Source organism: Chryseobacterium sp. Leaf405 (genome assembly GCF_001425355.1).
Taxonomy (GTDB): Bacteria; Bacteroidota; Bacteroidia; order Flavobacteriales; family Weeksellaceae; genus Chryseobacterium.
In genome coordinates, this window is the sequence record NZ_LMQN01000015.1 from 1,017,345 (window position 1) to 1,029,168 (window position 11,824).

Here is an 11,824-nt window from a genome sequence, read left to right on the forward strand (position 1 = left end):
TCTATAAAGATGATAAATAAACGAGGTTTTGATTGTCAGAATTTGCTCCGACTAATTCAAGATTTGTACTGTAGGTGGAAATACAGTCGTCTATCATGGTTTGTTTTTCTGTCTTTGAAACGGCTATTTTTTCGCCGATAAACGTTACCCAGCCCTGAACATATTCAGAAGCATACAATTTGTAATCTTTGGTCGGAATAATTACCCCATCAATAATATTCTGAAGTTCTTCTATTCTGCCACGAGTTTTGATGATTAATTCTTTTGTAGTTCCTATGTTGGCAGTAATTTCTTCAATTTCTTTTTTTAGGGCTTCGATTTTATCAGTGAGAAAAATGATGTTTTTTCGTTTAATTTCCTGCTCGCTTTTGATCTTGTCTTTTTCCCGATGTTCTTTCATCACAAAGTCAAAAACCAATCCCCAGATAATGTAGACAATAAATCCGGCGAAAATAATTCCCCAAAATTGATTTTTAGTAAAAGCGATTTTAAGATCAAAAAGTGGAGAATCGAAAGTTTTGTTTAATTCATATAATTTCGACTCAATTTCATATGCTAAAATGGCATCAAAAATGAAAGTCACAACAAACAATAACCCGAGTTTAATGTAATTTGCTTTGGTTTTATTTTCTCCAAACATATGAATCAAAAATCCCAATCCAAGAAATACAAACGGAATTAAAGTAACAAATGCTGCCTCAATGGCACCGTCATTCCAAGCTTTGCTAAGTGATTGTGCGTCGAAAACACTTTGAATTAAGGTACTTTTTGCATCAAAACTTTTGAAAAAAGCAGAATAGGAAGTTGAAATGTAGAAAGTAAGCAGATACAAAGTGATCGGAAGTAAAAGTATGGCGCCAATCCAGAATTTGGTAGATGCTCCTTTGGTGGCTTTTACATTGTATTTTTCGGGATTTCTTGGCAGATCTAGAACCTCAGCTTTTAAAATTTCAATGGTATTTTGATGATCTTCTACCTCTGTGTTTTTATTTTTTAACTGTTCTTCTTTAGTTTCCTGAGAAACAGTAAGAGCTTTGATTTCGGTTTCCTTATTTTTCTGCTCGTTGACGTAAGATTCTTTCAGTTTCTGTTGTTTCTCCACCATTTCTTTTTCCTCGTTCTGGAATTTTGAGTAAACAGCATCCAGGCAAATTGATAGGGTAGAGTGGTTTCCGCTGGTTCGTGAGCTGTCCCTGTATCCGGATTCGTGATAGGTTCTTTTTCTGCTTTCTTCGGCAGATTCTTTATTGGGATCTGTTTCCGCTTGAGGAATTTCTTCTTTGGGAGGCTCAATCGGAATTGATTTTAATTTAAATAAGTTTTTTATACTCGTGGTATTCATGATCAGTTAGTTTTTTAGTTCATATAAAATGTCGGTCTTGTTCTTTCCGATTTGCACGGCTTCGATAAGATAATCTACAATGGCGGTTACGTTTTCTTCCAAAAAACCGAACATCAACACATATTTCTGCATGGCAGAATATTCGTTTGGAGACACAATTCCATCTGCCCAGATCATCACCGTAAGATCATACAGATAATCTACTTTCTCTTCGATAGTTTTTGGAACTAATGATTTAAAATTGATGGGATTTAGAAGGATTTCGTCAAGATTTTTAGATGAAATACCTCTTTCTTCAGCACACTTGTACAGCATTTTCAGTTCTAAAGCACTGAAATCATCATCACAAATTGCCATTTGGTACAACCTTAAAAAGTGAGCTTTGAGATTTTCTGTTATTTGAGGATTTTCCATGGTGATGTTAGTCTTCTTTTGGTTTTTTAGGGTTAATAATTCTGTCCCGTGAAGGAGCTCTTATGTGTTTGGTTAGCTCTGAAGTTTCTTCGGCAATTTCTTCTTCCTTTTTCTGTTCCAGCTTGTCGGCAAAATTCACCAACAGAAATAAAATTCCCGTTACGGTATCAATTGGAATCCATAAACTTTTTTGATATAAATAAATTGGAAAAACGGGATTGAAAAGAATAAGAACAGCAAGAAAAATTATACTGAAATAATATTGTTTAAAGCTTAAAAAATTGTACAAAACAATTAATGCCCCGAGGGAAACAATGGTTCTGAGAAAGGTATAATATTCTATAGGAAGCCTGAAAATACCAATGAAACAACATAACGCACAGAAGGTGAGGAAAAGTTTCATGGTTATTAGTTTATTTTGCAAATACAGGATGATTATTTACATTTTGAGCAATATGATCTGTCTACATATTCTTTGCTGCTCCCTGAATAATAATAGCATCCTCCTCTTGGACCAACATTTAATGGATAGCCATTATAAGTACAGCTTTTGCTACTTTGTGTAGATGCTTTTCTACTTTTAGATTTTTTACTTCTTTTGCTTTTTTGTTTTTTAGATTTTTTGGCAAAAAGTTCAGTTGTTGATGTTGTGTTGTTTTCTGCTGCAGAAAAGTTTGCAGGTAATAATAAGCCTAATCCTAATAAGCTTGAGAAAATTAATTTTTTCATGGTAATTTATTTTAAAATTTATCCTCGATGAATAATTGCGTCATTTAACGCATTTACAATTTCAGAAATATATTTTCGATCTTTTGAAACGATGCTGTTTGCTTCTCCGGCATTAGTGCTAATTCTTACGGCATATTCATTTTTAATGGAAACCAGCCACAAAATTCCCAATGCTATAATGATTAATCCTATCCAAAAAGAATATCCAAATAAGAATGGTACTGCTATTAGAATCATGATTATTGGTGCAACTCTATTTTTTCCAATTTCAAAAATATGAACTGAAGAAATATTTCTCATGGCATAGGTTTTTGAGTAAGTCACAAATCTTGATTGTGTTACCGTGACAGATCCATTTTGGTAGAATGTAGTTTCGTTTTGATTCATGTTATTAGTTTTTATGAATAATTTTCTAAAGTCTGATGAAGTTGATTTCTAAAATTATAAATCTCATCAAGAGTATTTAATAACACTTTTTCTCCGGCATCTTTTCCGTTATGGAATGTTTCCAGATATTTATTGGCGGTATTAAAGTGCAATCTGCAAAGCGGTTTTCTATTGTTGTCATCCAGCAAAATCCCGAAATAGGACAAAGTATCCCGATAAGCAATTCTTGACGAAGGAATTTTCTCTCTCAAAATGGCTTTTACAATTTGAAATCCTTCCAGTTCCTCTTCTGTTGTTACAATTTTAGAATCGTTATTTTCATCTATAGGTTGGGCTGTTTTTAGCTCATCTTCTTGTTTTTCAATTCTTTCATTAATGCTTAGTGCCGATTTTAATCTGAAACTAATAGATTCGTTGATAGAAGTCGTGAGTGCTTTTTTGGCATATTCCTTAAAAGAAACCATTCTGTTTGCCGTTAAAGGCTTTTCAAAGAAACGGTTTACCAAAAGTTTTACGAGCTCATCAGAAGGATTTTCAATTTCTTTTTCAAACTCTTTTCTGATGGCTTTGATGTATTTTAAAGCTTCGGCAGAATCCAGAATACTTTCAAGATTGTAATCTTTCTTAGTGAAACTTTCGAGAATTTTTATGGAGCTGTCTTTTAGATCTTCAATATTAATCGTGAAAAAAGGTTTTTCATCCATGATATTTGGCTTTTCAAGATCGGTGTAGAAATTATAAACTATTCCATTGGTCAAAACACCGAATCTTGTTTTTGAAACGTGATAATATCTGTGAAGTTGCGAATTGTGAGCATCTGCGCTTTCTTTCCAGTGTTTGCATTCGATAATGAAAATGGGTTCGTCGTTATGTCTAATCACATAATCTACCTTTTCGCCTTTTTTTGTTCCAATATCGCAAACATGCTCCGGAACAACTTCCGTCGGATTGAAAATATCATACCCCAAAATTTGTATGAAAGGCATGACAAAAGCATTTTTTGTCGCTTCTTCCGTTCCGATTTGTTCTTTTAATCCAACGACTCTTTGATGGAGTTGTTCAAGTTTAATTTTAAGATCCATGATTTAGTTTTTTAGCGTTTCGTCAACGATTTCTGCCGTAGGCGCATTAGATTTTACAGAAGCAATACCATTTTCCATGGCTGATTTTGAACTGTAATATTGGCTTTTACCAATGATTTCTCCGTTTCTTGCTTTTAAGACAAAATAATCTTTGTCATTCACCGCAACTCTTCTGTCGTATCTGGAATCATCCTGAGAATTGACTCTCACAGATTCTATTCCTTTGTGACAAGATGCTTTTTGAACATAGCCTTCGCTGGTTAAAATAATTTCTCCGTTTCCGGCTTTTAGATTAAATTGATATTCATCATTTTTTCTTTGAGTGATAGTAAATTTTCCCATAATTGATATTTTTAGCTTGTGTGACACGCATTTGAACAATAATAACATCCGTTGATGTGAATTCCTTGTTGAGGATAAAGTCTTTTAGCTTCATTTACTGCTTCCTGACAAGAATAGAAACTGCCTAAATAAATTCTATTTTCAAGCAATGGTAAAAATTGACATAAACTTTCATGAACCTCGTAATCTCCATTGGCTTGTTGGTTCTTATTAATGTAATATTCTTTTTTCATAACATAAATTGTTTATTGTTTGATGATCCAAAAATATGAGCATTAAATTTCATTGCCTTACGGGAATCCGTAAAAGCAAAAAACCTTTCAATTTTCTGAAAGGTTTGTGTGCTAAATATATTTGAAGAAACTTATTTTAAATAATCCCAATATCTTTACAGAAGGCGACTAATTGCTCATTGCTGGTGACTTCAAGATCTTCTTTTAAGCTGTTTAATTTCTTTTCGACACTGCTCAAACTGTAAGGCTTAATATCTTTTTCCTGTAGATGTGCGGGAATATTTTTCTGTAAAACACCCTTTGAAAGTAATGAAACCAAGGTAATGTCATAAGCAGAAAACTCATAACTGTTAAATTTTTTCACATCCTGTTTAAGGTCTAAAGACAAATAATTTTCATCAATAAAAACAGATGCGATGGATTTTTTTAATTCTTTAGAGTCATTTCTGGCTTTTCGAACATAGCCGTTAATTTGATATTCTTTGAAAAGCGAATCTATAACTCCGGATTTGTGTTCGGCAGAAAATACAATAACTTTTAAAGAAGGCTGAATTTCTTTTATTTTTTGAATTAATTCTCTTCCGTCTTTAATTTCCTGTTTGTGATGATCTTCCTCATAATAAAGATCAGTAATCAGAAGGTCGTAAGGTTGATCTTCACGAAGGGATTTGTGAACTTTTGCCAATGCATCGTCACAATAATACACATAATCAACATTAGGAATATTGAGATCCTCCAATGTTTTCTGTACAGATAAATTAATACTTTCGTGGTCTTCGGCAATTAGAATTTTTTTGAACATACTTTTAGGATTTTAAGGAAGCAGGAAATGAAATATTAATTTTCAGTCCTTTTTCTATTTTAGTGTCAAAAATAATTTCTCCGTGAATACTTTCTATACGGGAAACCGTAGAAGATAGACCATTCTTGTAAATTATGTCTCCGGAAATCCCGATTCCGTTATCTGTATACTGAATCTGAACGGTATCATGAATTCTTTCAAATTTAAAAACAACTCGTTCTGCCTCACTGTGTTTCTTCATATTTACCAGTAATTCCCGGATAATTTGATAGACCTCATCCTGGGTTGGCTGACTTACATTTTTCCATACATCTTTTTCATTTCCGGCTACATAAGTATTTACTGTTTCGTTTTTAAAAGAACCGATGAGTTCAGATATTTTCTCGTCAAAATCTTTTTCTTCATGAGTGCCGTCAATTTTATCATAAGAAATATCCCTTGATTTTTCGTATACAAATTCCAGTTCGTCAAGCGCTTTGTCTCTGTCAAAATGTTCCTGATTTTCAATCTTTGTCATCACCTGATAGATTCCGTTGGCAACAACATCATGCACTTTTTTGGACATTTTGAGTTGGGTATTTTTAACTTCGAGTTCTTTTTCTTGTTGGAGGCGTTTTTTTCTTTTTTTATAATAAAAGAAACCTCCGATTAGTAAAAATATTAGAATACTTAAAATAATATTTCGATATAAAATATTAATTTTATTTTCAGTATCACGAAGTTTTAAGTCTTGATTTTCAACATTTTTTTTGTCTACATCATATCTTATTACAGCGAATTGATTTTTTGCTTTTCCTCTAGAAAGAATAAGACTATCATTAAGAGATTGGAATTTTTTAAAATAATTTAAATAACGGGTAGGATCTAACTCAATAAGTTTTTGTAATGCCTGCATTTGATCTTCCGGATTTTCAAGCACTGTTGCAGTTTCTAACATTTTTTTTGCAAATGATAATGATTTGTTTTTATCTCTATCTTTAAAATAGTCAGACAAAGTTGAATAACTTGAATTTAGTCCTTCTATATCTCTTGAATCAAATCTAATTCTCAAAGCTTTGTAAAATTCATGAAGGGGATTATTATTTGGATTTTGGAGTAATTTCAGCTTTCCTAAATTATTTATAACACGAGTATAGTTTTTACTATTTTTAGTTTTAATAGCTAAGTTTAAGTATTTTCTCGCAAGTACAGTATCCTTTTTATGTAGATAAGCATCCGCAATATTATTAAAACAAATGAAAGTATGTTCCTTATCTAAGGTAAACTCAGCTGCTTTTTTATAAAATTGAATGGCATCATTATGATTATATAAAAAACCAGATGCAATACCCATATTGTTATAGCTTGTAGCTAAGTCTTTTCTAACTATTGAATTTTTTTCATCATTTAAAAATTTGTTTGCAATAAAAGATGTTTCAATACTACCATAAAAATCTCCTTTTGTATTTTGTATAAAAGCCATGTTAATTAATGATTCTGCGGCTTTCACAGAATCATTGTTTTTAATGTAATTTTCTTTGGCTAGATAATAGTAATAAAATGCGGAATCAAGAACTTTAGATTCTCGGAACTTTTCACCTTTTTTATGATAAATATTTTTTGCGGTGCTGTCTTGTGGTGTGTTATCTTTTCTTGAACAAGATATGAAAGATATTAAGATTAGTAAAAATATTACCTTTTTCATTGTATTAGTTTTTTGCAAAGTAATAATAAAAAAGGACAGATCATTAAATCTGCCCTTGAAAACTATTAAGGATTTGTAAAAGGAGGAGGTAGTTGTCCTGTATCTCCTGTTGTACCGCCACCTCCACCTGGTCCTCCCGTTCCTGGATCAGTACCACCACCTGGATTTGTCAATTGAGTGGTTACCTGTCCGTTATTATCGTGATTACATGATGATGTATTTGCATTATTATGTCCAAATGCTAGTCCGAATAGCATCAATATTAAGTTTAACATTGTTTAAAAAATTTAAAAATTGAGATTATTTTTCTTCCTCTCAGAATATTTATCCCGAGCTGTACACGTTTGAAAATTTTCGAAGCGCTTCTTAAATTTTTTGGGAAGTAAACCTTCAAAAACGGAAGAGAAACATCTGCTTCCCAACCCGGAGTTTTCTTCCGTTTTATCTGGCGATTTTTGAAATCAGTTTTGTAAATTTGTTTTTGATTGTTGTTTTAAATGTTTGTTTATCAACTGATTTCTGATTACAAATTTCTAGGAATTGTAGGGAATAATTGATGACAAGATGAGGACAGCGAAGGACAATGAATGACAGTAATTCGTTACGGAAAACCGTAATGCTATATGATAGAAAATCAAGTATTTTGTATTACCCTTAAAAAACTAATTATGTCCAAGAAAAAACTACTAATCCATGAAGTATTTAGCAGAATTAAAAAAAGTTCAGAAAAAAATACAAAAGGCGGCTTAGCTTCTGATCTTTCATCTTATCTCGACGAAAAGCTAGGCTTTATTATTTCGAAAAGAACACTTATTAGATATTATGAGGCTTATATAGAAAGCGACGAAGATATTGATATAGAGTTATATATACTAAACAGACTAAGTCAATATTTAGAATTTGATGATTATGATGATTTTTCTACAACAATTATTAAAGAAGGAGAAGATGCGAGTAAAACAACAATAAAAGTAGATGTTGATAATAATCCACTTTCTTCAACAAATGATATATCTCGTGGTGTTGTCATTAACATTTCAAACTCAAACGATAACAAAAATGATAATAAAAATGATCAGCATTTCAAAATGCCAGAGTTTATAAAACAAAACGGTTTGGGGATTTTAGAAATTACTTTTGTTTTACTTCTTGTTACGGGCGGTGTTGTATTTTCAAATGGTAAAAAAGAAGATAAAAAGCAACCATTTAGTTTTGGTTTTCTATCCAATGGAAAACCTGATATTGAAAAAAATTATATGTATTGGAATGGAGAAAGATATGTCGGAACTGATAGTAGTTATATCAGCCCAGAATTTGAAGTTGTTGCAATGGATAAAAAAGTATTTCGGCATCAAAGAAAAATTATAAGAAAAGATACTCTTACACTTGCTAATTCATTAGGTAAAGTATGGTGTTCTAAGTGGAATAATGAGGTAGATTTTTTTACAATGGACGGGATAAATCCGGACAATGGTAGAGAACTGAAGTTAGCTAGTGATCATATGATTCTAAAATATGCTGGACGGGAAATAGATTCATTACAAACGGAAGAATAAATTTCCTTCACAATTATTTAAAATTCAGTTAAAACAATTCACACAATATTCCTTTAATTTCGTTTATTTTAAGATGAATAAAGGAATATTTTCTTTTTTACTGTTTGCTTTTTCGTTGTTTTCGGCTCAGCATAAGCCTGTGCAGATTGCTTTTCTTTCAGATGTGCATTTTCAGGATCTGTACGGAAGTTTTTCAGATAACGATTATAAGGGAATTATCAATCCTAAAACAGGGAAACCAACCATTTTGAGAACGATGGATTCTCAATTGCATTCCACCCGAATTTTTAATGAAAATTATTTTGCTTTCTTAAAAGCATTGGATGATATTGCAGCAAAAGGAATTAAAATTGTAGCCATGCCCGGAGATTTTTCGGATGATGGACAAGCTTACAACATTCGTGGATTACACAAAATTTTAGAACAATATCATAGTAAATACGGAATCGACTTTTACATCACGACAGGCAACCACGATCCTGTTGGTCCGTTTTATCAGGATGCCGGAAAAGATGATTTTCTTGGAGCAAATGGAAATCCATTAAGAATTTACAGCAAAGAAAATATCGGAAAAGCAACCCACAAAATCATCACAAAAGACATCGCAGAATCAGGTTATCTTGAAATTCTACACGAATTAAAAGACTTTGGTTTTTATCCGAAAAAGGAAAATTTATTTTGGAGTACACCTTTTGATCCAGGTTCTTTTGCTAGCTATTCTTACGCAAAAGCTTTACAGAATGCAGATTATTCTAAAAGAATGTATGAAGTTTCCAAAGGGTTTTCTGTCCCGGATTTAAGTTATGTCGTTGAACCTATAAAAGGAATTTGGATGATCGCCATCGACGGAAACACCTACATTCCGAAAAATATACACGAAAATCCAAATAATCCTTCAAATTATAAAGGCGCAAGTATCGGTTACAATAATGTCCTGAAGAATAAAAAACATCTGATCGACTGGGTGAAAAAAATGATGCAGGAAGCAAAAACTAATGGAAAAACGGTTGTCGCATTTACACATTATCCAATGATCGATTTTAATGATGGTACTACAGATGAAATAAAAAAATTATTAGGTGAAAAAAAATGGCAGTTAGAACGTGTCCCCGATGAAGAAGTGGCAAAAGTTTTTGCTGATGCGGGTTTGCAGATTCATTTTGCGGGACATATGCACATTAACGATACAGGAATTAGAAAGGTTGGAGACAAAATGTTGGTGAATGTTCAGGTTCCTTCGTTAGCGGCTTATCTTCCGGCATATAAGATTTTAACAATAAAGTCTCCCGATAAAATGGAAGTGCAGACGGAAATTTTAAATGATGTTCCGAATTTCGACGAATTATTTCCCTTGTATGAAAAGGAATATGAAGCTTTGAAAAAAGACAACAACAAAATCCTTTGGAATAAAGATATTTTACAATCGAAATCGTATCATGATTTTATGTTGTTTCATCTGAAAGAATTGGTTCGTCTGAGAATGATTCCCGATGATTGGCCGAAAGATTTCGTTGAAAAAGTCGGAAAATTAAATGGGGAGGATTTGTTATTATTAATTCAGAATAAAAATCAATTAAAGCAAGCTGGAGTTAACCATAAATCCTTTAAAAACTGGAATTTTGAAGATTTACTTTTAGATTTATATAAATTTCAATCTGCTGATGAGTTGGCAAAAAAAGATATTTCGAAAGAAAGATTACAGCAATATCAGACATTAGAACAACTTTTTGAAAATAGCACATCCCAAGATTCATTTATCATACAATTAAAATCTGTCTTTAGAATTCTTTCATTATTATCAAACGCAGATCCGGCAGATCATTTCGAAATAGATTTAAAAACACAGTCGATAAAAAGGCTGTAATTTTTTCACAGACTGTACATTTCTATAGAAATAAAAAAATGCAAACAAAACAAAAGACCACCCAAAAATCAGGCAGTCTTTCATTTGAAATCTAATAGTAAAATGTTTTATTTTTCGTTCAGAGGATTTCTCCTTTCGTATGTATTATTCTCAAAACTAACGGTATAGTTTGATTTAAAAAGCTTGCTTGGCTGATAATAATCTGTTGTGATAATTTGCGCACCGCTTTCTTTTGCCTTTTCAAATCTTGAATAATCTTCCTGCCTCGCTTCCATAGTATCGGCATCGGCTCTTGTTCGGATGATGTAGCCTTGTTTTACCAATTCGGCAATCTTCGGGCTTGGATCATTCATGAATAGAACCGCAGATTCAGGCGTTCCGGGAGCGGAGTTGGTAAAAACCATCCTTCCTTTCAAAGACGGATGATCTTTCATATACAAATCTCGGTTTTCGCTGTTGTTATCCAATACAAAAAGAAATTTTCCTTTGGCGTCTTTCACCGTTGGCCAGTTTTTATGCAAAACAGCTTCATTCAAAGTTTTGTATGAGCCACGAATATCATCAGGTGTTATAATTTTATTTTTGCCTAAGTATTTTTTTAACTCATTATCCAGATCATCAAAAAGTTTTTCGGTATAATGTTCCGGTTCTGTTCCGAACCGATTGGCGTTTCCGTCTTTAGGTTCAAGGGTGATAAAAATAGGATCGTGGTTGGGGTTTGCATCAGACCATTTTTTCAGATCTTTCAGACAATCTTCCAACGTATAGTACCAAGTCTGATAATCAATATCCGTAATGTGAATCATTTTGTAACCCGGCTTTTTCATTTTCCCTTCAGGATCGAAAGGTTGTGTCGTTTTTACCAGATCCAAAATTTTCGGATGGGCATATTTTCCGCCTTTACTGTCAGCGTATACATCAATTTCAAGATTTCTCAGTCCTAAATCCAACTGCTGGGGAATTGGAATGTGTTCATATTGAATTCTCGGAAGAAAATTCAGAGAGTCTTTTTTCGATAAATAACTGTAAACCTCCGGGAGAATGGCTTTTTTATATGAATTATGCGAACCAATCACCTGAATTTCATTGATTTTTAAATCATTAAGATTCTGAGACTGCGCCCAAACAAGATTCAGAGAAGATAAATATAAACCTAAAAAAACTGCCTTTTTCATGAATTCAAATTTTGTAACGGCGAAAATAGCAAGTCTTTCCTTAAACAGATTTACATATTATGTTAAGTCTTCTTTACGAATATGTAAATGAATAATTTCATCATTTTTTAAGTGTTTGATAATGAATAGTATTTTGATCCTTCAAAACCAGATATTGATGTAGAATTGATTTTAAGATAATATTATGTTAAAATGGTTTTAGGTTAAACGTTTT

The 11,824-nt window shown here is 32.4% G+C and carries 14 protein-coding genes; 2 read left to right on the forward strand and 12 right to left on the reverse strand.

Annotated elements, in window-relative coordinates; all coding sequences use genetic code 11:
* Window position 1: 1 nt before the first annotated feature.
* From ASG22_RS14580 to ASG22_RS14630, 11 genes are all read right to left on the reverse strand, one after another.
* Window positions 2–1,342, reverse strand: a complete 1,341-nt coding sequence (locus tag ASG22_RS14580) for a hypothetical protein (RefSeq protein ID WP_055986056.1) — start codon at window positions 1,340–1,342, stop codon at window positions 2–4.
* A gap of 6 nt (window positions 1,343–1,348) precedes the next feature.
* Entirely contained in the window at window positions 1,349–1,756 is a 408-nt protein-coding gene (locus ASG22_RS14585) for a hypothetical protein (protein WP_055986060.1), read from the reverse strand.
* Window positions 1,757–1,763: 7 nt separating this feature from the next.
* Window positions 1,764–2,159, reverse strand: coding sequence for a DUF6804 family protein (locus ASG22_RS14590; RefSeq protein WP_055986064.1), 396 nt, complete (start codon window positions 2,157–2,159; stop codon window positions 1,764–1,766).
* A 32-nt stretch (window positions 2,160–2,191) separates the two neighbouring features.
* Window positions 2,192–2,485, reverse strand: a complete 294-nt coding sequence (locus ASG22_RS14595; protein ID WP_055986067.1) for a hypothetical protein — start codon at window positions 2,483–2,485, stop codon at window positions 2,192–2,194.
* A gap of 18 nt (window positions 2,486–2,503) precedes the next feature.
* Window positions 2,504–2,872, reverse strand: coding sequence for a DUF6232 family protein (locus ASG22_RS14600; RefSeq protein WP_055986071.1), 369 nt, complete (start codon window positions 2,870–2,872; stop codon window positions 2,504–2,506).
* Between the two features lie 11 nt (window positions 2,873–2,883).
* A complete protein-coding gene (locus tag ASG22_RS14605) occupies window positions 2,884–3,954 on the reverse strand; it encodes a type I restriction endonuclease (protein WP_055986074.1) in 1,071 nt (356 codons plus the stop codon).
* 3 nt (window positions 3,955–3,957) lie between these two features.
* Entirely contained in the window at window positions 3,958–4,296 is a 339-nt protein-coding gene (locus tag ASG22_RS14610; protein ID WP_055986076.1) for a YegP family protein, read from the reverse strand.
* An 11-nt stretch (window positions 4,297–4,307) separates the two neighbouring features.
* Complete coding sequence (locus ASG22_RS14615; protein ID WP_055986079.1) at window positions 4,308–4,529, reverse strand: hypothetical protein; 222 nt, start codon at window positions 4,527–4,529, stop codon at window positions 4,308–4,310.
* Window positions 4,530–4,665: 136 nt separating this feature from the next.
* Complete coding sequence (locus tag ASG22_RS14620; protein WP_055986082.1) at window positions 4,666–5,331, reverse strand: response regulator; 666 nt, start codon at window positions 5,329–5,331, stop codon at window positions 4,666–4,668.
* 4 nt (window positions 5,332–5,335) lie between these two features.
* Window positions 5,336–7,015 (reverse strand): ATP-binding protein, encoded by a 1,680-nt coding sequence (locus ASG22_RS14625; RefSeq protein ID WP_055986084.1) that lies wholly within the window; start codon window positions 7,013–7,015, stop codon window positions 5,336–5,338.
* 65 nt (window positions 7,016–7,080) lie between these two features.
* A complete protein-coding gene (locus tag ASG22_RS14630) occupies window positions 7,081–7,272 on the reverse strand; it encodes a hypothetical protein (protein WP_055986088.1) in 192 nt (63 codons plus the stop codon).
* Window positions 7,273–7,683: 411 nt separating this feature from the next.
* Between ASG22_RS14630 and ASG22_RS14635 the strand changes: the two genes are divergently transcribed.
* Window positions 7,684–8,571: a hypothetical protein gene (locus ASG22_RS14635; RefSeq protein WP_055986090.1), complete on the forward strand. Its 888-nt coding sequence runs from the start codon at window positions 7,684–7,686 to the stop codon at window positions 8,569–8,571.
* A 73-nt stretch (window positions 8,572–8,644) separates the two neighbouring features.
* Window positions 8,645–10,435, forward strand: a complete 1,791-nt coding sequence (locus ASG22_RS14640) for a metallophosphoesterase family protein (protein ID WP_055986093.1) — start codon at window positions 8,645–8,647, stop codon at window positions 10,433–10,435.
* Window positions 10,436–10,542: 107 nt separating this feature from the next.
* Here ASG22_RS14640 and ASG22_RS14645 read toward each other — a convergent pair whose 3' ends face one another.
* Window positions 10,543–11,610: a phosphatidylinositol-specific phospholipase C1-like protein gene (locus tag ASG22_RS14645; protein ID WP_055986096.1), complete on the reverse strand. Its 1,068-nt coding sequence runs from the start codon at window positions 11,608–11,610 to the stop codon at window positions 10,543–10,545.
* Between the last annotated feature and the right edge of the window lie 214 nt (window positions 11,611–11,824).